32 protein-coding genes are annotated in these 26,257 nt (G+C 31.5%); 25 read left to right on the top strand and 7 right to left on the bottom strand.

Annotated elements, in window-relative coordinates; translation table 11 throughout:
- Positions 1-188 precede the first annotated feature (188 nt).
- The 5 genes from L1S47_RS01625 to L1S47_RS01645 all read left to right on the top strand — a co-directional run bounded on the left by L1S47_RS01625 (position 189) and on the right by L1S47_RS01645 (position 3,608).
- Entirely contained in the window at positions 189-497 is a 309-nt protein-coding gene (locus L1S47_RS01625) for an MGMT family protein (protein ID WP_238881744.1), read from the top strand.
- 29 nt (positions 498-526) lie between these two features.
- A complete protein-coding gene (locus L1S47_RS01630) occupies positions 527-937 on the top strand; it encodes a peptide deformylase (RefSeq protein ID WP_238881745.1) in 411 nt (136 codons plus the stop codon).
- A gap of 113 nt (positions 938-1,050) precedes the next feature.
- On the top strand, positions 1,051-1,632 hold the full coding sequence (locus L1S47_RS01635; RefSeq protein WP_238881746.1) for a TetR family transcriptional regulator: 582 nt from the start codon (positions 1,051-1,053) through the stop codon (positions 1,630-1,632).
- A 352-nt stretch (positions 1,633-1,984) separates the two neighbouring features.
- Entirely contained in the window at positions 1,985-2,752 is a 768-nt protein-coding gene (locus L1S47_RS01640; protein ID WP_238881747.1) for an EFR1 family ferrodoxin, read from the top strand.
- Between the two features lie 25 nt (positions 2,753-2,777).
- Positions 2,778-3,608, top strand: coding sequence for an SDR family oxidoreductase (locus tag L1S47_RS01645; RefSeq protein ID WP_238881748.1), 831 nt, complete (start codon positions 2,778-2,780; stop codon positions 3,606-3,608).
- A gap of 154 nt (positions 3,609-3,762) precedes the next feature.
- On the opposite strand, the gene L1S47_RS01650 is transcribed toward L1S47_RS01645, so the two are convergent.
- On the bottom strand, positions 3,763-4,350 hold the full coding sequence (locus L1S47_RS01650) for a TetR/AcrR family transcriptional regulator (RefSeq protein ID WP_238881749.1): 588 nt from the start codon (positions 4,348-4,350) through the stop codon (positions 3,763-3,765).
- A gap of 158 nt (positions 4,351-4,508) precedes the next feature.
- Here L1S47_RS01650 and L1S47_RS01655 point away from each other — a divergent pair, with 158 nt between their 5' ends.
- The 3 genes from L1S47_RS01655 to L1S47_RS01665 all read left to right on the top strand — a co-directional run bounded on the left by L1S47_RS01655 (position 4,509) and on the right by L1S47_RS01665 (position 7,321).
- On the top strand, positions 4,509-5,402 hold the full coding sequence (locus L1S47_RS01655; protein WP_238881750.1) for a ketopantoate reductase family protein: 894 nt from the start codon (positions 4,509-4,511) through the stop codon (positions 5,400-5,402).
- Positions 5,403-5,587: 185 nt separating this feature from the next.
- A complete protein-coding gene (locus L1S47_RS01660; protein WP_275297758.1) occupies positions 5,588-6,466 on the top strand; it encodes a carbon-nitrogen hydrolase family protein in 879 nt (292 codons plus the stop codon).
- A 33-nt stretch (positions 6,467-6,499) separates the two neighbouring features.
- Positions 6,500-7,321: a class I SAM-dependent methyltransferase gene (locus L1S47_RS01665; protein WP_238881751.1), complete on the top strand. Its 822-nt coding sequence runs from the start codon at positions 6,500-6,502 to the stop codon at positions 7,319-7,321.
- 86 nt (positions 7,322-7,407) lie between these two features.
- On the opposite strand, the gene L1S47_RS01670 is transcribed toward L1S47_RS01665, so the two are convergent.
- Positions 7,408-7,989 carry a TetR/AcrR family transcriptional regulator gene (locus tag L1S47_RS01670; protein WP_275297759.1) on the bottom strand — a complete coding sequence of 194 codons (582 nt, stop codon included), beginning with the start codon at positions 7,987-7,989 and terminating at the stop codon, positions 7,408-7,410.
- 201 nt (positions 7,990-8,190) lie between these two features.
- On the opposite strand from L1S47_RS01670, the gene L1S47_RS01675 reads away from it, so the two are divergent.
- Positions 8,191-8,952: an EFR1 family ferrodoxin gene (locus L1S47_RS01675; protein WP_238881753.1), complete on the top strand. Its 762-nt coding sequence runs from the start codon at positions 8,191-8,193 to the stop codon at positions 8,950-8,952.
- Positions 8,953-8,970: 18 nt separating this feature from the next.
- Complete coding sequence (locus tag L1S47_RS01680; protein ID WP_238881754.1) at positions 8,971-9,810, top strand: alpha/beta fold hydrolase; 840 nt, start codon at positions 8,971-8,973, stop codon at positions 9,808-9,810.
- 84 nt (positions 9,811-9,894) lie between these two features.
- Here the strand turns inward: L1S47_RS01680 and L1S47_RS01685 are convergent, their stop codons facing one another.
- Complete coding sequence (locus L1S47_RS01685; protein ID WP_238881755.1) at positions 9,895-10,719, bottom strand: TrmB family transcriptional regulator; 825 nt, start codon at positions 10,717-10,719, stop codon at positions 9,895-9,897.
- 139 nt (positions 10,720-10,858) lie between these two features.
- Here L1S47_RS01685 and L1S47_RS01690 point away from each other — a divergent pair, with 139 nt between their 5' ends.
- The 3 genes from L1S47_RS01690 (at position 10,859) to L1S47_RS01700 (ending at position 13,370) form a co-directional block, all read left to right on the top strand.
- Positions 10,859-11,785, top strand: a complete 927-nt coding sequence (locus tag L1S47_RS01690) for a DMT family transporter (protein WP_238881756.1) — start codon at positions 10,859-10,861, stop codon at positions 11,783-11,785.
- Between the two features lie 15 nt (positions 11,786-11,800).
- The gene (locus tag L1S47_RS01695) at positions 11,801-12,247 is read left to right on the top strand and encodes a DUF2000 domain-containing protein (RefSeq protein WP_238881757.1); all 447 of its coding nucleotides are present in this window, start codon (positions 11,801-11,803) and stop codon (positions 12,245-12,247) included.
- Positions 12,248-12,437: 190 nt separating this feature from the next.
- Complete coding sequence (locus L1S47_RS01700; RefSeq protein WP_238881758.1) at positions 12,438-13,370, top strand: hypothetical protein; 933 nt, start codon at positions 12,438-12,440, stop codon at positions 13,368-13,370.
- A 167-nt stretch (positions 13,371-13,537) separates the two neighbouring features.
- Here L1S47_RS01700 and L1S47_RS01705 read toward each other — a convergent pair whose 3' ends face one another.
- A complete protein-coding gene (locus L1S47_RS01705) occupies positions 13,538-14,350 on the bottom strand; it encodes an exosporium glycoprotein BclB-related protein (RefSeq protein ID WP_238881759.1) in 813 nt (270 codons plus the stop codon).
- Between the two features lie 192 nt (positions 14,351-14,542).
- A complete protein-coding gene (locus tag L1S47_RS01710) occupies positions 14,543-15,541 on the bottom strand; it encodes a YeiH family protein (protein WP_238881760.1) in 999 nt (332 codons plus the stop codon).
- Positions 15,542-15,667: 126 nt separating this feature from the next.
- Between L1S47_RS01710 and L1S47_RS01715 the strand changes: the two genes are divergently transcribed.
- Positions 15,668-16,540, top strand: a complete 873-nt coding sequence (locus L1S47_RS01715; protein ID WP_238881761.1) for a LysR substrate-binding domain-containing protein — start codon at positions 15,668-15,670, stop codon at positions 16,538-16,540.
- 97 nt (positions 16,541-16,637) lie between these two features.
- On the opposite strand, the gene L1S47_RS01720 is transcribed toward L1S47_RS01715, so the two are convergent.
- Positions 16,638-17,792 carry an epoxide hydrolase family protein gene (locus tag L1S47_RS01720; protein WP_238881762.1) on the bottom strand — a complete coding sequence of 385 codons (1,155 nt, stop codon included), beginning with the start codon at positions 17,790-17,792 and terminating at the stop codon, positions 16,638-16,640.
- A 116-nt stretch (positions 17,793-17,908) separates the two neighbouring features.
- Between L1S47_RS01720 and L1S47_RS01725 the strand changes: the two genes are divergently transcribed.
- The 3 genes from L1S47_RS01725 to L1S47_RS01735 all read left to right on the top strand — a co-directional run bounded on the left by L1S47_RS01725 (position 17,909) and on the right by L1S47_RS01735 (position 21,565).
- A complete protein-coding gene (locus L1S47_RS01725) occupies positions 17,909-18,766 on the top strand; it encodes an AraC family transcriptional regulator (RefSeq protein ID WP_238881763.1) in 858 nt (285 codons plus the stop codon).
- A 408-nt stretch (positions 18,767-19,174) separates the two neighbouring features.
- Positions 19,175-19,396: a hypothetical protein gene (locus tag L1S47_RS01730; RefSeq protein WP_238881764.1), complete on the top strand. Its 222-nt coding sequence runs from the start codon at positions 19,175-19,177 to the stop codon at positions 19,394-19,396.
- A gap of 99 nt (positions 19,397-19,495) precedes the next feature.
- The gene (locus L1S47_RS01735) at positions 19,496-21,565 is read left to right on the top strand and encodes an N-6 DNA methylase (protein ID WP_238881765.1); all 2,070 of its coding nucleotides are present in this window, start codon (positions 19,496-19,498) and stop codon (positions 21,563-21,565) included.
- A 51-nt stretch (positions 21,566-21,616) separates the two neighbouring features.
- Here L1S47_RS01735 and L1S47_RS01740 read toward each other — a convergent pair whose 3' ends face one another.
- Positions 21,617-22,447: a MamI family restriction endonuclease gene (locus tag L1S47_RS01740; RefSeq protein WP_238881766.1), complete on the bottom strand. Its 831-nt coding sequence runs from the start codon at positions 22,445-22,447 to the stop codon at positions 21,617-21,619.
- Between the two features lie 139 nt (positions 22,448-22,586).
- On the opposite strand from L1S47_RS01740, the gene L1S47_RS01745 reads away from it, so the two are divergent.
- The 8 genes from L1S47_RS01745 (at position 22,587) to L1S47_RS01780 (ending at position 26,135) form a co-directional block, all read left to right on the top strand.
- A complete protein-coding gene (locus L1S47_RS01745; protein ID WP_238881767.1) occupies positions 22,587-22,949 on the top strand; it encodes a hypothetical protein in 363 nt (120 codons plus the stop codon).
- Between the two features lie 65 nt (positions 22,950-23,014).
- Positions 23,015-23,308 (top strand): hypothetical protein, encoded by a 294-nt coding sequence (locus L1S47_RS01750; RefSeq protein ID WP_238881768.1) that lies wholly within the window; start codon positions 23,015-23,017, stop codon positions 23,306-23,308.
- Positions 23,309-23,321: 13 nt separating this feature from the next.
- Complete coding sequence (locus tag L1S47_RS01755) at positions 23,322-23,633, top strand: DUF960 family protein (RefSeq protein ID WP_238881769.1); 312 nt, start codon at positions 23,322-23,324, stop codon at positions 23,631-23,633.
- Positions 23,634-23,645: 12 nt separating this feature from the next.
- Positions 23,646-24,023, top strand: a complete 378-nt coding sequence (locus tag L1S47_RS01760) for a hypothetical protein (RefSeq protein ID WP_238881770.1) — start codon at positions 23,646-23,648, stop codon at positions 24,021-24,023.
- Entirely contained in the window at positions 24,001-24,138 is a 138-nt protein-coding gene (locus tag L1S47_RS01765) for a hypothetical protein (RefSeq protein ID WP_238881771.1), read from the top strand. Before L1S47_RS01760 ends, L1S47_RS01765 begins: the two co-directional genes overlap by 23 nt.
- A 132-nt stretch (positions 24,139-24,270) precedes the next feature.
- On the top strand, positions 24,271-24,579 hold the full coding sequence (locus L1S47_RS01770; protein ID WP_238881772.1) for a hypothetical protein: 309 nt from the start codon (positions 24,271-24,273) through the stop codon (positions 24,577-24,579).
- A 281-nt stretch (positions 24,580-24,860) separates the two neighbouring features.
- The gene (locus L1S47_RS01775; protein ID WP_238881773.1) at positions 24,861-25,547 is read left to right on the top strand and encodes a hypothetical protein; all 687 of its coding nucleotides are present in this window, start codon (positions 24,861-24,863) and stop codon (positions 25,545-25,547) included.
- 108 nt (positions 25,548-25,655) lie between these two features.
- Positions 25,656-26,135 carry a hypothetical protein gene (locus L1S47_RS01780; RefSeq protein ID WP_238881774.1) on the top strand — a complete coding sequence of 160 codons (480 nt, stop codon included), beginning with the start codon at positions 25,656-25,658 and terminating at the stop codon, positions 26,133-26,135.
- The last annotated feature ends 122 nt before the right edge of the window (positions 26,136-26,257 follow it).

The raw sequence follows: 26,257 nt of genomic DNA on the forward strand, positions 1-26,257 counted from the left end.
GGAAAAACTCCAAAATAGATTGAATCTTTTATGATATCGTTCAAAATGGACACGATCAATTTGCTTATTTTGACACACTGTTTATTTTTTGTTAGTATTATATCACCAAAATAGAAGATTAAATATTAAAATACGGTACAAAGATATCACAATATCTCAAAGTAAAGATTTGTATCACAGGTGAATATATGAAAAAGGTTATGAATGAACAATTAATTTATGAAATACTTTCAGTTGTGGAAGAAATCCCAGTAGGGAAAGTAGCGACATATGGACAAATTGCTAGCCTTATTGGCAGAGATAAAAATGCACGACTTGTCGGGAAGGTTCTTAGCCAGTCTGAATTTTATGGGAAATATCCGTGTCATCGTGTGGTAAATCATGCTGGAAGGTTAGCACCAGGGTGGATGGAACAACGATTTCTACTTTTAGAAGAAGGTGTATCATTTAAAGATGAGAATCATGTTGATATGAAGGAAAATCAGTGGGACTATTAGAATTGAGATGTAAGAAAGAGGTATAAATTATGATAAAACCAATCGTAAAAGATATATTGTTTTTAGGACAAAAATCAGAAGAGGCAACTAAAGATGATATAGTAGTAGTTGATGATTTAATAGATACATTAAGAGCAAACTTAGAAAATTGTGTTGGATTAGCAGGTAATATGATTGGAGTAAAAAAGCGTATATTGGTATTTGCAGTAGGAAGCCTTATTGTACCTATGATAAATCCAGTTATATTAAAGAAAGAAAAGCTTTATGAAACAGAAGAGAGTTGTTTATCTTTAATTGGTATTAGAAAAACAACGAGGTATGAAATGATAGAAGTTGAATATCTTGATAGAAATTTTAAGAAGCAAAAGCAAGTATTTACTGGATTTACAGCACAAATAATTCAACATGAAATGGATCATTTTGAAGGTATAATAATCTAATTAAAGATGAATGACGGATTAAAAGAATCGTGTTGGCCTCATAGTTACAATTGATGTAACTTGAAACTTGAAACTGACAGTGATATAATTGTAAAATCAAAGAGGTGATAAATTTGGAAAAGATTTCGTTAGATAAAGAAATAATACTCAATGCAGCAGAAGAAGTTATTCGCCGTTTTGGACCAGACAAAGCGAATATTTCTGACGTAGCAAAATCATTAAAAGTTAGCCATGCAGCTCTTTATAGATATTATAATGGAAAAACTGACCTTTGGAAAGCTGTTACAGAACGATGGCTTTCAAATTTGCATGCTTCTTCAAAGGATATTTTAAGAGAAGATAATCCTGCAGATATTAAACTTTCTCGTTTGCTTGAGGACTTTGCGGAAGCGAAACGTAGAAGTAGCATTAATGATCCAGAAATGTTTGCTAATTATCTTAAACTTGCCCAAAGTTCAATGGATGTAATAGAAAAAAGTATAGCAGATGGGATAAATTGTATTACAGAGATTATAGTACAAGGAATTGCAGAGGGGATATTTTTTGAAGAGTTTCCTCATCAAGCTTCAATAGCAGTATATCATGCAACTAGTGCTTTTATCCATCCAAACTCATTCGAAGCTCATAATAGAAAACAAAACATAGAATCTGTTATAAATCTTCTGATAAGAGGACTTAAAAACCCTAATAAATAGATTATTTTTAGCCCTTGACTTTCCTAATAGGATTGTTGAGGGCTTTATTTATAGTTCCAGACTTCTCTCATACTTTACAATAACCTTGTCAAACTGAAAGAGGGTACAATATTCTTTTATAAAATTTATTTAAAGTTACATATTTTATATATTGTAATTTGTAATGCGGTGTGATAATATTAATATCATAGGTTACAAATAATAAATAATGTAACTAGTAACAACCGATATAAAAGGCCACTGCTTGATACTGTAAATTTGCTAGATAATATTTAGGTTAAGACAATTATTGTGTCAGGAGATGACACGAATGCAGATTTGAAGAATAATAAATACCTCAGGGGGATGTGAAATGTCAAAGAATATCATATTCTATTTTTCAGGTACTGGTAACAGTCTAAAAGTGGCAAAAGATATCGCAGCTGCAATTGAAGACTGTGAGTTAATTTCAATGGGGAAATCGCACAAGTTAAGCGGTACATATGAGCGAATTGGCTTTGTGTATCCTGTTTATGGTGGTGGTTTGCCGGGTGTGGTTGAGAGGTTTGTAAAAGCACTTGACCTTTTAGAGAATAAAAATAGCTTTATTTTTGCTGTTTGCACAAGCGGAAGCGGGAGTGCTGGTGGTTTGACAAATATCAGCAAAATCATTGATGGCAAGGGTGGCAAACTGAGCTACGGTGAAACAGTTAGGTGCTTTTCTAATTACATTGGTTTGTACGCCATGGGAAGCAATGCAGATATTAAAGCAAAGTCACAAACTCAGGCCACAAAGCAAGTTATTAAGGACATTCAATGTCTAGCTGTAAGCCCACCTTCTAAAAATAATCCAATGATACTACTTCATGGGCCTTTTATAAAGTGGTTAGCAAAAAGGGATAAAGCGTTCAATGTAAGCGAAGCTTGTAACAGCTGCGCAACCTGCAGTAAGGTTTGTCCTGTAGAAAATATAAAAATGCAAGACGGCAAGCCAATATTTTTACATCATTGCGAGCAGTGTGTTGCTTGTGTTCAGTGGTGTCCTAAACAAGCCATCAATATTAAGAATAAAACACAAAACCGTGGTCGGTATCATCACCCAGACATAACACTAGAGGATATGATTAATAAAAAATTATAAATCAATTTTAAAGGAGGATTTTACTATGCGTATTTTTGTAACAGGAGCAACAGGTTATATAGGTTCTGAGGTTGTTAGGGAACTTATAAATGCTGGACATAAAGTCATTGGATTAACACGTTCAGAGAAAGGTGCATTAAAATTAAAGGAAGCTGGTGCCGAAGTGCATCAAGGTTCACTTGATGATTTAGATAGCCTACGCAGTGGAGCTGCAATTGCAGATGGCGTTATTCATTTAGCATTTAAGCACGATTTCTCAGATTTTGCAGGTTCACTTGCCACAGATTTAAAAGCAATTGAGGCGATAGGGGAAGTACTTGAGGGTACTGGAAAGCCATTTTTGACCACAGCTCATGCAAATGGTACAGCATCAGATAATGCCACTTTGGAGCTTGCAAAGCGTGGTGTTAGGGCATCGGTTGTGTCTCTTTCACCATCTGTGCATGGGGATGGCGATAAGGGATTTGTTCCACAATTAATCAATATTGCAAGAGCAAAAGGTTTCTCTGCATATATTGGCGACGGGTCCAACCGCTGGCCAGCAGTACATCGTAAAGATGCTGCACGACTTTTTCGTTTGGCATTGGAATCAGCCCCAGCAGGATCAAAGCTGGATGGGGTTGGAGATGAGGGTATACCGTTCTGTGATATTGCCAGTGTAATTGGTCACCATCTAAACTTACCCGTAGTCAGTATTACGCAAGAAGAGGCAGTGGCTCACTTTGGTTTTCTAGGTCCTATTGCAGCCTTTGACATGCCAAGGTCAAGTGCGCAGACTCAAGAACTTTTGAACTGGAAGCCGGTGCATCCTACATTGATCGAAGATCTCGAACAAGGGGATTACTTTAAAAAATAATTCTTTACAAAATGTCACCACTGATGATGAACAAATTAAGAACTTTGTGTTTTATATATAGAAAAAAATTACTACAGGGAAACTTTCTCTGTAGTAATTTTTTATTAAGTTTAATGTATTGTTATAAATACTAGATGAAAAAGATATAAGATAGTTATACATCTCTATTACGATATAAATCTAGACCTTTCATTACATAGGGACGGACAATATCTACAAGTAAATTGATTTTATTATTTTCACCAGACACAAACCAAGAATAAGTAGCACTATAGATAGCTGAGCATGTCATGGCTGATAGAATTTTTATATTTAGGTTGTCTTTTACACTGAAAGTATTTCCTTTCAAAAATATATCTTCTATAGTTTGCTCAAGCATATTTTTTATCTTATTGTCAACAAGCGTAGCAATGGATTTGGAATTCCACCCGCATATCTTATAAAAAGTTACAATGTAATTGTGAGTCAATAAGATTAATTTGTTACATATTTCATTCGTAAATTCCTGAGCATACTTAACTTCTTCAGGAATCATCTCATAAAAAGCCTGTTCTGTAATTTCTTCTAATAAAGCATATTTATCTTCATAATGTGCATAAAAGGTAGCGCGGTTAATAGAAGCTTTCTCTGCAATATCTTTTATTGTAATTGCATCAAATCCTTTTTTTTGTAATAAAATGCTAAAAGCTTCCCTTATTAATTGTCGTGTACGTAAAACTCTTGGATCTTCTTGATTTACCATGTATATTTCCTTTCCAAAACATCAAATATCAAAATTTGTTGCTTAAGCTACTTTTCACTTATTCTGCTGGTTGTAATCATAATAGTGGGGTACTAATATAATATCATACAGGTGTTGCCTAAACAACATGTGAACAATTCTTAGGAAGGAATGATGATATGAATACAAAGCAAAAAAAAAATTTGATATTTGGAGCAGGTGTGGTTGGAAGTATATATGCACTTAGATTTGCTCAGTCTGGAATGGATGTCACACTACTAGCGAGAGGAAAGAGACTAGAGGAGCTAAAAAAGGATGGATTACGATATAATGACAATGGAAAGATAGAGTGTATGTCAATTAATACAATTGAAAAATTGGAAGATGATGATATTTATGATTTCATCTTTGTTCCTGTACGTTACGATCAGGCTGAATCTGCACTGAACTCAATTAAGAATAATCATAGTAAAACTATTATCACCTTAACCAATACCATGGGATACGACCGTTGGCTTGAAATAGTAGGTGACAGATTGCTTCCAGGATTCCCTGGCGCAGGTGGTGATATGAAAGATGGTATTCTGTATGCACAATTTGGTTCTGAGAAGCATCAAGGAACTATTTTTGGTGAAATAAGTGGTCAAGTTACCGAAAGAGTGAAAGAACTTGCTCAAATTTTTGAAGCTTCAAATTTACATTATGAAATACAAAAAAACATAACAGCGTTCCATATTTCCCATACTGCAACTGCTATAGTTATAAAACACTTTTATACCAATACAGGTATGATGGATATAGAGACAGCAAAAAGTGAAAACACTTTACTAAACATTGCCACAGAATTAAAACAAAATATACATATGATAGCTCAGGCGGGAATTCCAGTAATCCCACCAGAAACAAAGTCATTAGGAGAAATGTCAGAAAAGGATATTATCAATATGTATAGAAAGATGCTAAGCAGTGATTTTACCATTGATGTTTTACTAGGAAACCATGCTGTTAGTGCAAAAAAAGAAATAATGCAGTTAGATGAGATATTTAATAAAAAGATACGTGTTCAACCATAAAATAAACATTGAATTTATAAATAACAGAAGCTTTTTGCCTTAACCATTGATATCAATTGGTTAAGGCCTTTTTTATTTATGTAAACACATATCATATATAATATTACTTTTACAAAATATGTTATAATAGAAAAATAATTGATTTTGGTAAGATACAACTAGTAATTTAAAAGGGGGCTTTTACTATGAAAAATCTGAAAGTAGCTTTATTGCAGCTTATTCCAGAAGATACTTTGGAGGGCAATATGCAGAAAGGATTGATGTATTGCAGAAAATCCAAGGAAATGGGTGCAGATATTGCATTGTTTCCAGAAATGTGGAGCATCGGCTATGAAATCCCTGAAGATATTGATGAATTGAAAGGAAACGCTGTATCTGCTAATAGTGATTTTGTTAATTCATTTGGTGAACTTGCAAAAGAACTTAATATGGCTATTGGAATTACCATTCTTGAAAAGTACGATCCATTACCAAGAAACACGTTATGCCTATTTGATCGTTTTGGCAACAAGATACTTACCTATGCAAAAGTACATACTTGCGATTTTGGCGAAGAATGTAGACTAACTGCAGGCGATGATTTTTACGTTGCTGATTTAGATACTGAGCAAGGCAATGTAAAAATAGGTGCAATGATTTGCTACGACAGGGAATTCCCAGAAAGTGCGAGAATTCTTATGCTAAAAGGCGCTGAGATTATTTTAGTACCAAACGCTTGTCCTATGGAGATTAACCGCATTTCACAACTGCGAGCAAGAGCATATGAAAATATGGTTGGTATTGCAACAGTAAATTATCCAAAAGGCAAACCTGACTGCAATGGACATTCTTCTGCATTTGATGGAATTGCGTACAGGCCTTCAGATTTTAGTTCAAGAGATACGCTTATTATTGAAGCTGATGAAAAAGAGGGGATTTGTATAGCTGACTTTCCTATAGATGAAATCAGAGAGTATAGAAGTCATGAAGTACATGGTAATGCATATCGCCATCCGCAGAAATACAAATTACTTATTTCTGAAAGTATTGAAGAGCCATTCATCAGAAAGGATTATAGAAAATAGTGAAAAAAATAACAGGTTGGAAGGGGCGGTTATATGTCAAAGGCAAATGATAGAGATGTAGTTAAATTTCAGTATAACTCAGACAAAAATTTATATGCTAGACAAGCCTTACATAGGGGATTCAGCACAAATAAATATGGATGGGAAAATTGGGTTTTTGATCAATATATGTTTAAGCCAAATGATAAAGTTATTGAGTTAGGTTGTGGCAATGGAAGTACCTGGGCTAATAATAGTAACAAGATTCCAAAGGATATTAAGGTGACTCTTACAGACATATCTCAAGGTATGTTGAGTACAGCAGAGAGTAATCTTTTATCAATCGAACAGATAATTGAGTATTGCAATATGGATATACAAAACATTAAATATGCAAATAGTTCTTTCGAATGTGCAATTGCTAACCATATGCTTTATCATGTACAAAATAGAGATTTAGCAATAAGTGAGATTTCAAGGATACTTAAAGAAGATGGAACTTTTTATGCTACTACAAATAGTATTTATAACATGAAGGGACTTAAGGATTTAGTTATGGATTTTGATTCAAGACTTGATTATTCTTCCTTTTCAGTTGCAAGTGAATTTGGGTTAGAAAATGGAGCTGAACAGTTATCTAGACATTTTGAATCAGTCGAAAAGTTAGTATACGAAGATTCTCTCCATATAACAGAACCAAAGCCTTTAGCAGATTATGTTCTGTCTTTGGAAGGGCATGTAAACATACAAGAAATAATGACAGAGAGTAGAATAAAAGATTTCTATCAATATTTAGAATATATAATATTAAAAGATGGAAGCATAGATATACCTAAGGCTAGTGGAATGTTTATAGCTAAGAAGCCTAAGAAATGAATAATCACATATATTATCACTAAATAAAAATTCAGCAAATATTCTTGTCTTTGCTAATGAAAAAAATAAGCTTTAGCTAGTTATGGCTAAAGCTTATTTTTTATACCAGTGAGAATAAAGTCTATTACATCATGAATTAAGATTTCTTGATCAATTGGAGTTTTCTGCATTTTCCATCTATAAACTGCATTATAAATTGAAGTGCTTATCATTGTTGATATTAGCTCAATACGCATTATTTCATGTTCAGCCCATACGGGTTCATTTTTAAATGCTGTATATATAATAGAATAAAGCTCTTCAGTTATTTTATTACCGATTAGTGGAAGTATGGAAATGTACCCGCAGTCACAGGTAGCCTTTATCATTTCAAAGAAATCGCAAAGACAAAGAACTAAATTGCGTATTGAATGTTCATTTATAGACAGTTCATCTTGAATTTTGCTTGATAGAAGCTCAGTGAATTTTTCTGCTACAAGTGTATCAAGAAGATCATATTTGTCAGTAAAATGTGCGTAGAAGGTTGTACGGTTTACGGTTGCAGCGGTGGTGATATCCTTCACGGTAATAGATTCAAAGCCTTTTTTAGAGACCACTGAAATAAACGCGTTGATTATCAGTTCACGTGTTCTTTTTACTCTTGGATCATTTTCATTTATTGTTGCCATAGATAAACTACCTCTCAAAAGAAATTATTTATTTAACGGACAGATTAAAGGGAGTGTTACATAACCGACACTTCCTTTAATCTGTTGATTGTAAAGCCTATATGCATAGTATATATTTTTATTATAAAAGACACATGTTGCTTTTGCAATATGTGTTGAGTTTGATAATACTATTTAATATAGTTTTAGGGGGAAGTTCTTATGATTTTTTATTTTAGTGGCACAGGCAATTCTGCAGCAATAGCAAAGAAAATTGCAGTAAATATTGAGAATGAGAAAGTTATGTTTATCCCAGATCTCTTTAATTCAAATGCAGACTTATCTATATATAACAATGAAGAAAGAATAGGTTTTGTTTTTCCGTGCTATACTGCAAATCCACCAAAGATGGTTTTAGAGTTCTGTGAAAGATTATCAAAGCAGATTGATTTCAGTGATAAATATGTTTATGCAGTAATAAATTATGCTAATCATGTTGAGGCAGCATATTTAACCTTTAAGAAGAAATTACCCAAACTAGATAGTTGGTTTGAAATAACCATGCCAGGGAATATTATTTTGAGAAATTTTAATATTATGGATAAAGAATATAATAAGAGATTATTAGCTGACTCAGAAATTATAATCAGTAAATTTGTGCAAGACATTAAAGAAAAAAGAACAATAATAATGTACAAAAACTCAGATCTTAAAGCACGATTATCTACAAAACTTGGATTAGTGTTACATGAAATTGTATTTACCAGTCAATGTAAGAAGTTCTATGCTGAGGATAACTGTGTAAACTGCGGAAAGTGCGCTAAGGTATGTCCAACTAATAATATAACCCTTAAAGATAAGCCTGTTTGGGGAAATAACTGTACTGCCTGCCTTGCATGTATTAATAGATGCCCTAAAAAGGCAATTCAAAATGGTAAAGAAACAATAACGAAGGATAGATATGTTCATCCAGATTATAAATAATATAGGAGATGATGGGTTTTGAATCAATTAATTAATACTACATTAGGGAAAGTAAATACAAAAGTAGCAGGTAAAAAAGGAAAACCAGTTATTCTGTTTATTCATGGGTTAATGGCATCTTTACAGTATTTTAATGAGCTAATAGAAGAACTGCAAAATGATTATTACATGATAGCTGTAGATCTCGTTGGAAATGGGGATTCAGATAAACCAGAAAAAGATATTTATACAATGGAAAATCAGGCAGCTTCTATTTGGGAGGTAGTATCTCAATTAAATATTGACTGTAAGATAAACTTAGTAGGTCATTCCAGCGGAGGTGCTGTAGCTATTGAAATGGCAAACCAACATCGAGAAAAAGTTGAAAGAATTATCATGCTAGGTACATCTACTGATTTTACATATGCAAAATTAAATCCAATGTTATCTTATTTTAGTAAACCTATAATTGGATCAATAATAAAATTTGCATTGAATTTTATAAAGCTTGGCAAGAAGCCTCCAGAAGCTTTTTCAGAGAACTACGACATGAAACAATTAAAGCACCCAGAAATTCTAACAGGTGCATTGCAAAGAATGACTGTGTACTCTATAGTTCATACTCAAGAGATGTTCCCTGTATACACAGCTAAGAAACCACTTCATAGTAGATTAGATGAATTAAAATTACCAACATTAGTATTGCTTGGTACAGATGATAGAGTTGCTACTAGTAAGGGGGCAGCTCATGACGAAGCAGTTTATAAAAATGTTCAGACAGTTACGTTTAATTGGATTAATGGAGCTGGTCATATGTTAATGATAGAAAAGGTAGAAGAGGTATCTATGGCTATAAAAAACTTTATTCCAAGTATATAGGGGAGGAAAAGAAATCCTTGGTGCCAAAAATTCAATAGAAAAATTAGTAGATCCAAAATAATTTTGTTTCTACTATTCTTTCTATTATACATAATGTTTTTTGAAATCTGGATGCATAGAAAATTTCTTGCGTAAGTTAACAAGATTTTTACCAAAACTGTCTTCTAACAGTTCTCTATGTTTATCCATTATTTCCATGATATATAAGTCATGAATTATTACCTCTGTAATAGGCATCACTAATCCCTGATGCATAGTCCATGCAGCTCTGCTGTCTTTATCGAGAGATACAATTCCTGCTACAACTTCAGAATCATCAGCACTAACTACAATCCAACGACCACCATATTCATCTGTAATTTCAGCACTCATATCATGAAAATAGACAAAGGCAAAATCACATTCCAGTTCTCCATAAGCTACGATAGTTACAATTACACCTTTATCTGCTGCTTTTCTTAGTTCAGCTTCAAGTTCTTTAAATTCTTCATTCCAAAGTTCTATTAGGATTCTATGTTCTGCTGAAAGTATACATTCCTTTACTTTATCTAATATTTCATTATGTCCAGTAATATTCCAGATATTCTCACGATTCTTTGCAGATTTGTTAAATTGTTCTAAAGATTTTTCAGCAAGTTTAAAATCTTCTTCGACTTTAATTCGGCGATTTTTAATTAATTCTTTTGCGGGAACTGGAATATACTGTTGAGTACTTCCAGGGCTGATTAAGATATCTCCACGTATAGTAAGACTGTCTAGAATCTCATATATCTTTGATCGTGGTACACCAGAATTTTTGGCTACAGCATAGCCCGTTAAAGGGGATTCCTCCAATAGAGCAAGATAAGCTTTAGCTTCATATTCTGTAAAATTTAAGTTTTTTAGTGTTTCCAAAACATTTCCTTTCATAACTCCTCCAATAAACGTAGTTGCTACTTTAGTAACTATTATTATACCCAAATTACTTGACACATTCAATTGAAACTGATATTATCACTCTATAAGTAGCTACGTTAGTAGCGACTAATCATTGGGGGCTTGAATTTAAATGATGAAATTAAAAAAAATTATACAAAACGAGAATTTTAATCAAAAGCAGGAGAATGGAAAATATACGAAAGAATTACAAGTCTATTATTTAGCTAGTATAAGTGCTGTTTTGTTATGGAGTGCATCTTTTATAGCAACGAAATTAGCTTATAGAACTTTTGCACCTATTCAATTAGGTGAAGTTAGGACTATTTTTGCTGTAGTCATTTTTGGGTTAATAAGAAGGATAATCAAAAATAACGAAAGAATAAGCAAAGAACATCGTAAATATGTTGCAGTTAGCGGACTTTTAGGTATTACACTCTATTTTACTACGGAAAACATTGGTGTTAGTATGACATCATCTTCCAATGCTGCTTTAATTGTAGCTTCTTTCCCAGCGATTACAACACTGTTAGAATTTTTTATTTACAGATCTAAGCCTTCTGTTAGAAAGGTTATTGGAATTATCCTAGCTCTTGTGGGAGTTACTGTTCTTACACAGAGTAATGTATTAGATGGTACAAAACCTTTATGGGGAAATGTGATTCTAATCTGCGCAGGTATAGTGTGGGCGTTTTATAACTTTATTACTAGAAAAATAACAAATAAATATTCATCTAGTACATTAACTTATTATCAGATGCTTTCAGGTGCTGTTTTCTTTGTGCCCTTTGTCTTCATTGAAGATGCACCTTGGAGGCTTCCAAGCTTTACTTCTATAAGTTCACTAATATATTTAAGTGTAGGATGTTCAGTGGCAGCCTTCCTGCTATATAACTTGGGACTAAGGAAGCTTTCAGCCAGCGTTTCGGTATCACTTTTGAACTTGGTTCCTGTTTTAGGCTTAGCACTTTCTGTGCTAATATTGTGCGAAACTGTGTCAGTCAAGCAAATATTAGGTGGAATTATTGTAATAATAGGTGTTATATTGAGTTCAATTTAAAAAGGAGGAGATTAAATGTATAACGAAAACAATGAATTTTTGACGGTTTTAGATGAAATACCTACCCGTTGTACAATTATAATGGACAAGGCTTTATCAGGTGGACTGCTTGCTAATGCAATTGCAGTTATCGCTCTTACTGCAGGTAAAAGGCATCCTGTACTTCTTGGAGAGTCACTTATTGACGCATCCGGTGAAGCACACCCAGGACTTATTCCCACTGGTATTCCTATGCTTTGTGCAGATACAGAAGCATTAAAAGAAATTCGTAAGGCTGCATTAGAAAAAGGTTGCGATGTGGTAGATTTTCCATTAGAAGGTCAGCAAACGAAAAATTATGAAGAATTTCTTGCTACTACTAGTAATATCCATACAGAAGATATGAAATATCTTGGAATTGCTTTAATTGGATCAAGGAAGACAATTAATAAGCTTACAGGCAAATGTCAAATGATAATATAGTGAAAAAATGGGGGCGTAATATACAAGGAAGATTACATCTTCTAAGGAAATAGATGAATTTGTTTATAGTAAAAATATATTACATATCGTTTTTACAATACATTTAAGGGAGTTCTTGATATAATATAATTACCATGTATTTACAGGTGATTAATACTATTAAAGATGTATTTAATATGAGAGGTGTATCATGAAGAAATTATCTCAAGAAGCGTACCAAGAAATTAGTGGATGGGTTCATAGGAATGCAAGGCACCTTGATTTGGCATTGTGGCAATATCACTTCGAAAATGGAAGCAAGGATGCAGTAATTTCAGCGTTGAAATATTACCAAAATAGTGACGGTGGTTTTGGAAATACAATAGATGCTGATAATTGGAATCCAAATTCTACACCCTATAATGCGTATATTGTAATAAAAATGCTTAGGCAAATAAATTTTACTGATGTTACTCACTGTATGTATCAATCAATATTAAACTATCTTGAAAATACCGAGTACAAAGCAGAATATGGATGGTTTTTTACTATACCTTCAAATGATGATTTTCCTCATGGATGTTGGTGGGATTTTAATGCGCAAACAAACACATTTCAAAGTATTGGAATCACAGCAAGTATGAGTGGTTTCATTCTTAGGTATTGTTATAATAAGTCTAAGTTATACGAAATGGCTTTTTCCTATGCAAAAATGCTTATAGAAAAACTTAAATCAACAACAGAGTACGGAGATATGGGTGTTCAAGGGTATTGTGAATTGTTAGAAGATATAGAAGTCTCAGGTGTTAAGGATTGCCTTGATTATAAATATCTTCGTGAAAAATTAGCTGTTTTGGTTCGTGATAAAATAAATAATGAAAAAGACAATTTTATGGCAAATCCTCTCGAGTTCATTTTGTCACCCCAAAGCAGATTTTACGACGAAAATAAAGAAGAAGTAGAGTCAGCTCTTAATTTAATAATAGACCAAAGGCAAGAGTTAGGCGTTTGGAATATTCCATGGGAATGGTATGATGGGGGGAAGTATTCTAAAGAATTTGCCATTAGCGAAAATTGGTGGAAAGCATCTAAAGCAATTGAAAAACTTTTGCAGTTAAAGAACTTTGAGCAATTTGATATTTGATTTTAATGAAGGATATTACAGTGAATGTCCTATAATATCATAATTAAAAGAGGCTGTTACATTCTTGTTAACAGCCTCTTTTAATATAAAGAATACCAACTTAGCTATGATAAAATATTACCATATCGCAAGTAATAAAATGTTCTTATATTATCCATTCTACTTAACTAACCAGATTGGATCAAAACATTAGCGTTAGCATATCCAGAGACAGAATTAATAAGATTTACACCTGTAACGGTTATAAAATATACCATTAATAGTCTAGTACCTGGCGTTACAGGAATTGAAACACTATTTGATTTACTAAGGTTTGTCCCTATTGCTACTGCATCTGTAAGTTTTGGGGTTAAATCTACTTGGGAGCCAGGGACAAATGAAAATATATTACTTGAAGAAGTAGATGCATAAAGTCGTGAAGAAACTTGTACTTCAGTTAGTAATAAACTTAAAGCTAAACTAGTACTAAAATGGCTATCTATAGTGTTTATAGTTCCAGAACATAGAACTGTAAAAACATATGAGAGTACTGAAGGGGGATAACTATTGAGATCTATAGTTGCTCCAAGATTAGTTTGTCCTTGAACCGAGGTTCCAAAACCAATTAATCCTGGAAGTCCAACCAATCCACCAGCAATACTGGTCAATGTAACAGGAGTTCCTGATGAATACTGTATAGTTACACTAGTTTTTGTGCATTGAAGTGAGAAAGCTCTATTTACATTGACAGTATCTGAGCCTAAAAGCTTTGGTATAATTAATACAGTACAGGAAGTATTAATTACTTGAATTGTGTTACCAGTAGAATTATCATAGCTTAATGTTCTATAAAATGACCGATTTCTAGACGGGGTAGCACTATTTGTAACATTGAAATCAATTAAAAAATATCCCCGATTACCTGGGGGAATAGCACATTCAACTTGAACAACCCTTGAAGTACCAGACTTAGGAGTATCAAAATTTATATTATATGACATAAAATTCAACTCCATAGTTTTATTTATGACTATTATCTATACAATAATATATGAAATAAGTTTTATAATGCCTCTTTTATATGATAGAAATCTCATAAAAATTTCTTAGAGCAGAGACAAAATACGATGAACTAAAACTAAATAAAAAACCATAATCAATATAAATATGAGATAAACTTAAATATTTGAATATTACCAGATATGTAAAATGTGCTGTATAAGAAGACTTACTAATGAAATACTTACCCAGCAGCAAAATCCCATAATAATTGGCTTTCCACCAGTTTTAATAAGTTTTACAATATGAGTATTTAAACCAATTGCACCCATAGCCATTGTAATAAAGAATTTTCCTGTTTCAGTTAGTGGCTTTGTAACACTTTCATTCATATTAAATGATGTGCTTATAATAGCAGCTAATAAGAAAAATAAAATGAACCATGGAAATATTTTTGACAAGCTAAGTGTAGTTGATGAATGTTTTTTAGTACGATATAAAGCTAGTACCAATGTAATTGGAATTATAGCAATAGTTCTTGTAAGTTTAACAATTGTAGCATAATTTAGAGCTATATCATTTCCATGAGAGCTTGCCCATGTTTGACTAGCAGCAACCACTGACGATGTATCATTTATAGCAGTTCCTGCCCACATTCCAAAACCTTTATCATTAAACCCTAATAGATTACCCAAGATTGGAAACAAAAATGCAGCAATTACATTAAATAAGAAAATAACAGAGATTGATTTCGCAATATCCTCATCATGCGCATCTATTACTGGTGCAGTGGCAGCAATTGCTGATCCTCCGCATATGGAAGAACCCACACCAACTAATATTGATATATTTGAAGGGATTTTCATTAATTTACTTACTAAATATGAAACAATTAGTGAAGTTGCAATTGTTGAAACAATAATTAATAATGACTCACTTCCTACCTTGAATATTTGGAAGAGATTCATTCCAAAGCCAAGTAAAACGATGGCGTATTGCAGTATTTTCTTTGATACAAATTTAATTCCAGCTTCAAAAGAATTATTACGAGGAAAAAGTGCAATTATTAAACCTAATAATATACCAAATACTGGACCTCCTATGATTGGAAGTTTCTGTCCAAGAAACCAAGCTGTTATACTGATTAAAAATGAAAGTAATATACCCTGATAGTTCTTTTTTATAAAAATCATAATCATTCTCCTTTTCTTAATTTCTACTCCCAAAAAGTATATTATCATAGGGTGATGATAAGTAAAAATTATTTATTTTTATATAATGATAAAAATATGTTATGATTAATTTTGGAGGTAGTATGTATGTTGGATTTTAGAATAGATACATTTTTAACAGTATGCAAATATATGAATTTCACTAAGGCAGCAGAAGTATTATGTATTACACAGCCAGCGGTATCGCAGCATATTAAATATTTAGAAAAGTGTTATGATACTAAACTTTTTGAATATGAAGGTAAAAAGATAAGCCTATCTGAGTCAGGAAAAATGTTATATGAAACTGTTGCTACTATGAAGCACGATGAACAATATCTAAAGGAAAAAATTAACCACGAAAAGGTAGGTATTAGAAATCTTAAATTTGGTGCAACCCTTACAATTGGGGAGTTCATATTACCACCAAAGCTCAGTGATTTTTTAAATAAAAATAATAATATGCAGATAACTATGATTGTAGAGAATACAGAAGAACTACTTTACAAATTAGAACATGGAGAAATTGATTTTGCATTGGTTGAAGGATATTTTGTAAAAAATGAATATGACTTTATTGTATATTCAAGGGAAAAGTATATTTGCATTGCAGGTAAAGATTATAAATTAAAGAAACCACCTCATGTATTGGAAGACTTACTTGAAGAGACTTTGATTGTAAGAGAAAAAGGGTCAGGAACACGAGATATTTTTGAAAAGAATTTAGAACGGCAAAACCTTACATTAGATGATTTTAGTAAAGTTATTGAGATAGGAAATATTAATGCAATAAAACATTTAGTGAAAGACAATAAAGGAATTACATCTCTTTACGAAATTGCTGTAAAGGAAGAGCTAGATAATGGGACGCTAAAAAAGATAGAAATCGAAGATTTGCAGAAGAGCCATGATTTTTATTTCATATGGAGAAAGAATAGTGCATTTAAAAGTTTCTATGAAAAATTAGCCAAAGAGTTTTAGAAATTTGAAAAGATATTTTTATTAAAGTATAGAATACAAAATAGTCTGCGTAAACTTCAAATGTTAACCATAATGAAGTAAGCACAGACTATTTATTTTAAACTTGATTTCTATAAGACTTAAAGAATGCTCGAATTTCTTCAGCTAGAAGTTCAGGTTCTTCCATTGCAGTAAAATGTCCGCCTCTAGGAAGTGCAGTCCATCTTGTGATATTTAGATTACGTTTAACCCATTCTTTAGGTGGAAGTAATATATCAGCAGGGAAAATAGTCATGCCTGTTGGTACATCAATTGGGCCTATTTGTGGTAAAGAGTGAGTGTTTTCATAATATATATTCGCTGATGATCCAATGGTATTTGTAATCCAATAGATCATTATATTAGTAAGCAGTTCATCATTTGTAAACCTTCTGCTTAAATCGCCTTTACAATCACTCCAATCACGAAATTTCTCAATAATCCAAGCTGCTAAACCTACTGGAGAGTCAGAAAGTCCGTATGCAAGAGTCTGAGGTTTTGTGGATTGAATAGAAATATAAGCTCCTTCTTCAGAAATCCACTTAGAGGCATTTTTCTTATATAATGCTTCTTCCTCTGAAAGCACTAGAGTATCTTGTGAAGTCATTAAAGTTTTTATAATACCAACATCTGTTAGATGGATTCCTATTAGAAGCTCTGGATGATTTAATGCAAGATACCTTGTAACTCCAGAACCAACATCTCCTCCAGCAGCAGAGAATTTATTATATCCAAGCTTTTCAGTCATTAGCTTTGCCCAAAGTTCAGAAACACTAGAATTATTCATTCCACCATTCTTAGGTTTACTTGAAAAACCAAACCCAGGTATAGAAGGAACAATTACATCAAAGGAGTCTTCAGGGTTTCCACCATACTTAGCAGGATCAGTAAGTAACGGAATGAGTTTTTTATAACGTATATAACTATCAGGCCATCCATGGGTTAAAATAATTGGAGTAGGATTAGGTCCTTTTCCTTTTTCGTGTACAAAATGAATATCTATACCATCTACCTCACAATGAAACTGAGACAAACTATTTAATTCAGCTTCTTGTGCACGCCAGTCAAATTCATCTCTCCAATAAGAAACAAGGGACTTAAGATAATTTATATCAGTGCCTCTTTCAAATCCTAAACCTTCTAATTGATATGGCCATTTAACATTTTTTAACCTGTATTTTAAATCATTAAGTACCTCATCAGATACCTTAATATTGAAGCGTTCTATAGACATAGTAATTCTCCTTTCGTAACCTTCAAGTGTTTATCAATAGTTTATCATTTAGAAATTATGATACAATGAGATAAATGAAGCTTTAAACTATACTATTTGTTAATGGAGGAATGTTTATGCCTCAAATTGATCGCTACAAGAATAGAGAAGTATATGTTGAATTTAATACAGAGGAGAATTTTAATAAACTTCCTTATGAGGAGAGACTTACAATAGTTTTTGTAACAAACGGAAGTGTGAATTTAAAACTTAATGATTATCCAATAAAGGTTGTTGCTCCAAGTGTTCTTTGTTTATCGAAGGAGGATAGAATACAAGTTGTTGAAAAGAATAATTTAGCTTCGCAGTCATTTAGCTTTCATCCAGACTTCTTCAATACAGCTTATTTTTCTGAGGAAACAGGATATATGTCAAACAGCTTAAAAATAGAAACAGGTCTTTCCCTTTTTAATAAAGATAATATCAATACAGGGGTGTATGCTGTAACTGAAAAAGCTTATCCTAAACTATATGAATGGTTCTTTATTATGGGGACAGAAGTACATGCACAAAGTGATTCTCTTTGGGTATGCAGAATAAAAAAGTATCTAATACAAATATTAGGTTTGCTTGAGGAGCTAAACAAAAGTGATGAGCAGTCACCTGTTGATTTAGTTTTAGAATATATACATACAAACTATAGTGAAAAAGTTAGTTTAGAAGATTTAACAAGATGTGCTCACTTAAATAGAGTGTCCCTAAATAAAATGTTTAAGGAAGTAACTAGCTATACAGCAATGGGATATTTACTTACATATAGGCTAAAGCTTTCAGAGAGCCTTTTAACTCATACAGATATGAGCTTAAATGAAATTGCACGGGCTACTGGCTTTGAGTATGATACTTATTTTATAAAACAATTTACTTCTAAAAGAGGAATGACTCCAACGGAGTTTAGGAAATCTTCCCGTGAGTTTGTTTACTATCATCAATAAATGATGCGGTTTTAAATACAGTTAATTTCTGTATTAGTCATGTTATGACTGGAACAGAATAAAATGAAAATGATATTTAAAGTTGGATAGATATAATAGTGGGTTTTTAGCAGATTAAAAAATATTTAGAATTATGAACGGTGAACCGTACCATAAGTAAATGAGGTTTTTACTAAATTTGGTATTCTGTTTGGAATAATTAATATTATTAAATTCAATGATTGATAATTTTGGTCTAAGTGATTCAGAGTGAACTGTACCATGAATGACTTAGACTTTCTTTAAGTATTACATAATAAACTTTAGGATAAGTAACAGAGGTTCTTTGCTAAAATAATTAATGAATAAAACACTAGTTATGTAAGCATAATATAATAATATAACAATTTAAAAGAGAGAGGATGTATTATGATACATAATAGTATTCCACTAGAGATAATGACTATAGATGAATTGGCTAACTACATAACAAAAGAAATGGATATAAGCTTACAATTAAAAATTGTTGGAGATGAATTCTATTATTCATTTATTAGTTTTGATGAAACTAAAAGAAAAGATATAATTTTATCATCACTAACACAGATGCCAGAGGATGATATAGAAAAGATTATAAGAGATGGAAATTAAAGATAGCTATCTTATTTTAAGATAGCTATCTTGTTTTTTATTGCATTGTAGAGTAATATAATATATGATACAAAATAAATATTAGAAAGAGTGGTAAATTTGAATAAGGGATTAACATACAATCAATTTTATGATGTCCTACTTAATTTAAGAGAAGAATTTCATAGTAATGGAAGAATTGATGATTCTAATGCGAAGTTAGATGAAATAATGAAAATACTAATCATTAGTTATTATGAAGCTAAAAGAGGAAATAAATTTTCTTTAGAATATATTAAAGAATTGTCAGATAAAAGGTTTGGAAATAGTGATTATACTGCTAAGACATTGAGAGAGCTGTTTGAACAAATAGTAAAGGATAAGATGTTTTTTAATGAAGATGGGACAAATATTTTTGGGGCTAATCCATCATTAATTATCCAGGAGAGTGAAAATCAATTTGCAGATAAATTAATTGGTGAATTAAGTAAAATTGATTTTGTATCGCTAATAGAATCTGGGAATAATTCTGATTTTGATTTAGTAAATGAATGCTTTGGCCATTTTGTTAGAGATAATTTTAGAAATAATAAGGAAGATGGCCAATATATGACACCAAGTGAAGTTACAGAGCCAGTATTGGATATGGTATTTAATGATATTTTAAAAGATGAAGAGTTTATAAAATGTTTGAAAGAAAATAATTATCAATTTACAATCATGGACCCAACATGTGGCGTAGGTACATTGATTATAGAAGCATTTAAAAGATTTGAAAAGTATGTTACTTTGCTAGATATAGATACAAAAGATAAGGATGATATAATTAGAAAAATAAAGCAGAATTGTTTAATTGGACAAGATAAAGTAGATAGAATGGCACGTTTATCTAAGATTAATATGATGCTAATAGGAGGCAATATATCAAACATTTCCGTTGGAAATAGTATTATTGGAGAAAGTAATATAAATAAATTAATGAATAAAGTAGATTTAATATTTAATAATCCACCGTTTGGAGCTGAATATAATATTAGTAAATTTATTGGTAACGATAACTATCCTATATTAAATAATATTCACATAAGTAGTGGTAATATAAATTCTGAGTTGGCAGTTTTGGATAAGTGTATATCGTTATTGAAGCCGAATGGTCGTTTGGTTATAGTTGTTCCTGATTCTGTAGTTTCCGCTAAAGGAATATATGAGGAATTTAGAAAGGAACTTATGAGAATATGTGATATAAAAGCTATTTTAGAATTACCAGCAGTTACTTTTGCACAAGCAGGTACTAGAACAAAAACAGTAATTATCTATTTACAGAAGAAGGTATCTGAAAATAAAGAGATTTTCATGGGCGTTTGTAATGATGTTGGGTACGTAGTTAAGGAAAGAGCTGGTGTACCTGTAAAAATTCAAGAGGGAATTAATGAAATGTATGGCATTTCAAAGGCATACTTAAAAAGTAATGGGTTGGAAAGCAAAAAGTTTAATATTCTATCTAATTCACCATCCGCTACTATTATCTCATCTGAATACATTATAGATAATGTATTAAATCCAAGTTTTTATAGTGCAGAGAGATTAAATTCAATAACAAAATTAGAATCCATAGATAATGATAATTTTAATGTAAAAAAACTTGAGGAAATTGTTGAGTTTAAAAGTAAATCAAGAAAAAGCTTTAATGTTAGTGATGAAATAAAACATATAAGTGTTTTACATATAAATCCAGATAGTACAATAGATTTAGAGCAAGCTAGACAATTTAAACCAATATCAAAAGGAAGATTGTGTGAAAGTGGAGATATTTTATTTTCAAAAATAAACCCTAGAATACCAAGATTAGCAGTTATTCCAGAAATAAATGAAACTTTTGTGTGTTCTAATGAATTTGAAATAATAAGGGTAAAAGATAACATTTCTCCATATTTATTAACAGAAATATTAAAGCTTCCATATGTGAAACAACAGGTTGAAAATTTAACGTCTGGAACTTCATCATCTCATAATAGAATAAAAACTGAACAATTAGGCCAAATTCTAATACCTTTGCCTAAAAATGGTACTGATATAGAAAAAAAATACAATGTTATAGCAGATAAGATTGAAGAATCAATTAAATTAAAATATAATGCACAGAATAATCTGTTAAATCAAATTCAGAACTTAGAGGAAATGTTGGCTTAAGTAAAATAAAAAGATGTATTACTAGTTTTAGACTTAGTAATACATCTTTTTCTAGAATTTTGATATAACGATAACTCCATTTTCGTTTTCATCAGCTCTAAAAACTAATTCTGCACCATCAGTATTTTCTAGTGGTATTTCTAGTTTGTCAAAGCCATTTGACCTGCCATTGCCATGTCTGGCAAAGTTTTCTTCTGTTCCATTATGAGGAGGAAATAGCTGAAAGTTAACGCCTGGTTGGTCTGTAGCTGTATTAAACTTAGGATAACCTAATGTATTCATCCATTCTATGTATCTATTTCTAAGAGCTGTATGTTTTGTAATATCAACTTTCCACATTCTGGTTCTAAACTTTCCATTGGTATTTAAGTCCATAGATAACAGGTAAATTTTTTCGTAATCTAAGAATCTTTCCATAATTTCTTTTGTAACTGCAGTAAAGTTCCATCTAGGAGCGGTAGCACCTTTTTTATCTAGTGAATCCAAAAAGTTTGCAGCTTTTATTTCCGATGAATCTATCAAATCTACTCCCTTTCCACGCATAGCTTGTCCGGAAATTTGGGTAATTAATGAAGCTAGATGTTGGGCAACATAACCAGTATCAATTTGAGCTGATTGTCCCGTAACAATGCTCCAGTGAGTAAGTCTATAACGTTGATGAATGACCTGTTCAGTTAGTAATTCAAGAGCTAAGTTTTTTCTATCCTCAATTGATAAAATAGATAAAATAAATGAAGAAATACTCACTTTTTGCTCTACATTAAATAAGTTCCAGTTTATGCTTGAGGTTATGTCTCTCATCAATTGATTAATAGGTTGACCTTGAGATTTTCTAGTAGTATAAAAGCTTAGTATGTTTTGTTGAATGTCATTAATAGTCATATTATCCTCCATAACAGTTTATAAATTATTGTATATAGAATATTATACAGTGATTTACAATATAATTCAAATATTGCCATGGAAGGTTATTACAAAAATAAATATATATTATTATTAGGATATTAAGGAGGTAATAAAAATGATAGAAATAACACATTCAAGAGAAAAAGGAATTTTAAAAAGCATGCCACAAGAGGCACAAGAAGCTATTGAAGGAATTCTAGAAATACTAGACACAGAATACGGAGCTGATAGAAATAGTTATGAAGATGATGGGGGATATGTAGTAGTTATAGAGAAAGAAGAAGATTTTAAGGAGTTAAAGGATAAAACATATATTGATTGTGATGAAGTTATAGCTGAATATGTTGATAAAATAGTATGCAGTAATGGAGAGACATATACTAACTCTTTGGTAATCTGTAATAATGATTATGCCATATCATTAATAATTCCATTGGAGTTAACGCCACAGAATCTAAAAGATTATATGATTGATTAATAAGCCTTAATTGCCAATATAGCGGTAGTTAAGGTTTTTATTATTTCAGAGTATGGGAGGATGCGATGATAAGGAAAGTTATAAAAGACACTAAGTATTGTCAGATATTAAATCAAGGAAAAGTAGCCGATGAAGAGTACACTTATTCTATTGAAAAGATATTCATTAAAGCTATAAAGAGAGATGAAGTAAGGTTTAGTCTTTATAAAGACACTAAGAGGTCAGCAGAAAGATATATTCCAAGGTCGTTGGATGTTACAGAGGAGCAATTGTTGCAGTTAATAAAAGAATCTATAACTGCTGGAGTATTCTCAAAGGAATTTATAAAAAATTTATCTCAAGTATTAAATCAGAAATAAAGGAGCATAGAAAATGTTTAAGAATAAGAACAACCGCTATATTACAAGAGGAGTTAATGAGGAAGTAGATATTAGGTTACAACTTTTAATGTGGAGTATGATTGATAATTTAAATGAAAAGGGAACTGTTGAAGTAGACTACTTGCAAGTATTTAAGTTAAGGAAAGAAGGAGCTTTTATAGTAATTGAACATTATCAAGAAGTTCCAGAATATAAGAAGATATATTCCCTGGAGTTAGAAGATATTGAACTGGATGAAAACTTGAAAATATATGCTATAGATAGTGGAGAGTATGCGACAATGCTTCTTGCAGAGGAATATTAGGAGGAGTAGCTGATGAAAGAATTATGTAAAGAAAAGTATTTTAACTATGAGAGTAAGGAGCTTCTAGGAGTAATGAGATTCGACTTCTATGATGGGTCATTAGCGAATCAGTGGAATCCAAGGGAGCTAATAATTGAGCTGAATAATGAAAAGCAAATAGATTTAAAGAAGCTACAGCAGGAATTAAATCAGGTTCAATTTGATTTGATTATCAACTTTAAAAAGGTTGTGGAGCTTTGTGGAGGTACAGGCTATAATAATGAAACTCTTTTATATATTGATTTTGAAGTAGCCAAGTATGTAGTAAAGCTGATTCCTGTAAGAGACTACTATTCATATATTTATACATATATAAAGGAGAAAAGCAATGAATCCATTGAGCATAATTAAGATTATTATAATACTTTTGGAGCTAATAGCTAGAGGATTGGATAGAGAATCTGCAATAGGTTCAGTAGCAAGTAAATATAATATTTCAGCAACATTATTAAGAAAGTTTTTATAAAGAGAAATAATTGTATTCTGAAAGGTATAATGGGAAAAATGTTAAAGAGTTAGCCAGAGACCTTGGATACTCTGAAAGATGGAAAAAGCAATTAATATACAATAATAAATTATACAAGGGGGATGAAGAAACGTGAATATTTTTGATGTAGGTGGAATGACAACATTTATAGCAGTAGTTGCTACCATAATTGGTGGTACAGCAATATTTATATTATTACATAAGGTATTTGATATTGTACATTTCGGATTTGCAGCTATGGTAGGATTCTGGTTCTTTTGTTGCGTGGCTGCGGCATTCATTGTCAACCTTTTAGGTGGAATAGTTGGAGTAATCTTTTCAGTTATATGGTTCTTGATAAAAGTAGGGATTATAATAGCTACAGTAGGTTGGATAGGAAAGTTTATATATAACAAGATAAAAGTAATAGGTAAAAAGTAGTTTAAAATATAGAAAGACAAGCTAGGAAGCTGGTATTCTTATAAAATATACATACTAAGTGATAGAAAAAGAGGTTTTCCTCTTTTTTTTATTATTTAAAAATACTAAGATAAAGGGAGCTGAATGAAATTCTACTTAATATTTATTGAATTTTAATAAGTAACTAGTTTAGTTTTCATCTATTAAGTAAGTTGTGAAATTAATTTTTAACAGAAAATATCGACACAATTGGTATGTCGATAGTGTCAGTATTTTCATATTAGAAAAGGGCATAGCTATAAATGATATATTTAGATATAATTCAATTTATAAGACACAAGAAAGGTAGAGATAAACTTAATATGATGAAAAATAAAAGCAATAAAGCAGAAGAACTAAAAAAAGTATATCCGTTAAGTGAATTAATTGAGGAAATATATAATGTTAATAAGGAGACATCAAAAAATTATGATGCTTGTTATAAAGAGTTACAGAGAATAGATAAAGCACTAAGAGGTGGTAGTGATTATTCTATGACCAAAGGAATACTAGAAGAACATAAAGAAAAGTATGTTTCAACTATAAAAGGCATAGTAAGTGATAGCGAGCTGAAAAAAGTAATTTTTAAATTAAGTTCTAATAAAGAATTAACAGAGCAGGAACATAAAAAGTATAATGAGTTTATGTTAAAGAATGTAAGTGATACAAATCTTAAAGAAAAAGTTAATGATATGGACTTAATAAGGCAGAAGATTGATAGAATAACAGGGAAGGTTAACCATGCAGTAAATATAATTCCCAATTATTTTGAAGTTGAATCTACGGACTTAATGAAAACTGTGCTTGATGAATATGAAAAAGAAGTTGATAAATTACATATATGGATGCAAAAACGTTGTGAGGAATTAGATGAGATTGATGATATACGGTATAAGGAAAGATTAATGAAAAGCTTAACGGGGTATGGTATTGGTAATATAAAAAAATGAATAGCAAGGACAAAAAAAGCTAAGATTTTATGTCTTAGCTTTTCTTTTTTTACGATGATAAACTCTAAGGCATAGGAAAGAAAATAAATGTTGAGGAGGAAATTTAAGATGAAGATTAAATTAGGACAAGATTACACAGGTGTAAAAGAAGGATGGTATTATGCTACGTTTATAAAATATGTAGTTAAAGGTACTAAGGACACTTCATGGGGAAGGGTTCAAGATGGATTTCTATACTTTAAATTAGATAATGGAGTTGTTGTAAGACAATATTCTTATTTAGTAGGGTGGAAGAATTCTCTACCTAGGAAACTAATACTTGCTGTTAAGGGAAATGTTAAAGAATGTGATTTAGATAGTCTTACAGGTAGCGAGGTTGGTGTTGAAATTAAGAATACAATTGCATTAACTGACACATATACAAATGTAATTGACATCATAAGTAAAGAGGATGTTGAAGAAAAGATAAGAGAGCAAAATGAAGGAGGAGAAGAAGAGGAATTTCAAATAGAAAGTAATCAGAACATCTTCCTAAACCCTAACTTAGCTAAAGAGGTTACTTTAGGTGATGATATTATAAATTTCTAATAATAGGTTAGTAATAAAAGGTGCTATTACTGTAGATTGTTGTTATCGAAAAGACCATACCTCGATAACAACAATGTTTACAGATTTAATGAATTTTGTAACTTAATTATACAAGGGGGAAG

The sequence above is a fragment of the Clostridium sp. YIM B02551 genome, assembly GCF_022324735.1.
Classification (GTDB): domain Bacteria; phylum Bacillota; class Clostridia; order Clostridiales; family Clostridiaceae; genus Clostridium_T; species Clostridium_T paridis.

Coding starts and splice junctions, on each gene's coding strand:
- L1S47_RS01625 (WP_238881744.1), top strand. CDS start 189: ATGAAAAAGGTTATGAATGAACAATTAATTTATGAAATACTTTCAGTT.
- L1S47_RS01630 (WP_238881745.1), top strand. CDS start 527: ATGATAAAACCAATCGTAAAAGATATATTGTTTTTAGGACAAAAATCA.
- L1S47_RS01640 (WP_238881747.1), top strand. CDS start 1,985: ATGTCAAAGAATATCATATTCTATTTTTCAGGTACTGGTAACAGTCTA.
- L1S47_RS01645 (WP_238881748.1), top strand. CDS start 2,778: ATGCGTATTTTTGTAACAGGAGCAACAGGTTATATAGGTTCTGAGGTT.
- L1S47_RS01650 (WP_238881749.1), bottom strand. CDS start 4,350: ATGGTAAATCAAGAAGATCCAAGAGTTTTACGTACACGACAATTAATA.
- L1S47_RS01655 (WP_238881750.1), top strand. CDS start 4,509: ATGAATACAAAGCAAAAAAAAAATTTGATATTTGGAGCAGGTGTGGTT.
- L1S47_RS01660 (WP_275297758.1), top strand. CDS start 5,588: ATGAAAAATCTGAAAGTAGCTTTATTGCAGCTTATTCCAGAAGATACT.
- L1S47_RS01665 (WP_238881751.1), top strand. CDS start 6,500: ATGTCAAAGGCAAATGATAGAGATGTAGTTAAATTTCAGTATAACTCA.
- L1S47_RS01670 (WP_275297759.1), bottom strand. CDS start 7,989: ATGGCAACAATAAATGAAAATGATCCAAGAGTAAAAAGAACACGTGAA.
- L1S47_RS01675 (WP_238881753.1), top strand. CDS start 8,191: ATGATTTTTTATTTTAGTGGCACAGGCAATTCTGCAGCAATAGCAAAG.
- L1S47_RS01685 (WP_238881755.1), bottom strand. CDS start 10,719: ATGAAAGGAAATGTTTTGGAAACACTAAAAAACTTAAATTTTACAGAA.
- L1S47_RS01690 (WP_238881756.1), top strand. CDS start 10,859: ATGATGAAATTAAAAAAAATTATACAAAACGAGAATTTTAATCAAAAG.
- L1S47_RS01695 (WP_238881757.1), top strand. CDS start 11,801: ATGTATAACGAAAACAATGAATTTTTGACGGTTTTAGATGAAATACCT.
- L1S47_RS01700 (WP_238881758.1), top strand. CDS start 12,438: ATGAAGAAATTATCTCAAGAAGCGTACCAAGAAATTAGTGGATGGGTT.
- L1S47_RS01705 (WP_238881759.1), bottom strand. CDS start 14,350: ATGTCATATAATATAAATTTTGATACTCCTAAGTCTGGTACTTCAAGG.
- L1S47_RS01710 (WP_238881760.1), bottom strand. CDS start 15,541: ATGATTTTTATAAAAAAGAACTATCAGGGTATATTACTTTCATTTTTA.
- L1S47_RS01715 (WP_238881761.1), top strand. CDS start 15,668: ATGTTGGATTTTAGAATAGATACATTTTTAACAGTATGCAAATATATG.
- L1S47_RS01720 (WP_238881762.1), bottom strand. CDS start 17,792: ATGTCTATAGAACGCTTCAATATTAAGGTATCTGATGAGGTACTTAAT.
- L1S47_RS01725 (WP_238881763.1), top strand. CDS start 17,909: ATGCCTCAAATTGATCGCTACAAGAATAGAGAAGTATATGTTGAATTT.
- L1S47_RS01730 (WP_238881764.1), top strand. CDS start 19,175: ATGATACATAATAGTATTCCACTAGAGATAATGACTATAGATGAATTG.
- L1S47_RS01740 (WP_238881766.1), bottom strand. CDS start 22,447: ATGACTATTAATGACATTCAACAAAACATACTAAGCTTTTATACTACT.
- L1S47_RS01745 (WP_238881767.1), top strand. CDS start 22,587: ATGATAGAAATAACACATTCAAGAGAAAAAGGAATTTTAAAAAGCATG.
- L1S47_RS01750 (WP_238881768.1), top strand. CDS start 23,015: ATGATAAGGAAAGTTATAAAAGACACTAAGTATTGTCAGATATTAAAT.
- L1S47_RS01755 (WP_238881769.1), top strand. CDS start 23,322: ATGTTTAAGAATAAGAACAACCGCTATATTACAAGAGGAGTTAATGAG.
- L1S47_RS01760 (WP_238881770.1), top strand. CDS start 23,646: ATGAAAGAATTATGTAAAGAAAAGTATTTTAACTATGAGAGTAAGGAG.
- L1S47_RS01765 (WP_238881771.1), top strand. CDS start 24,001: ATGAATCCATTGAGCATAATTAAGATTATTATAATACTTTTGGAGCTA.
- L1S47_RS01775 (WP_238881773.1), top strand. CDS start 24,861: ATGATATATTTAGATATAATTCAATTTATAAGACACAAGAAAGGTAGA.
- L1S47_RS01780 (WP_238881774.1), top strand. CDS start 25,656: ATGAAGATTAAATTAGGACAAGATTACACAGGTGTAAAAGAAGGATGG.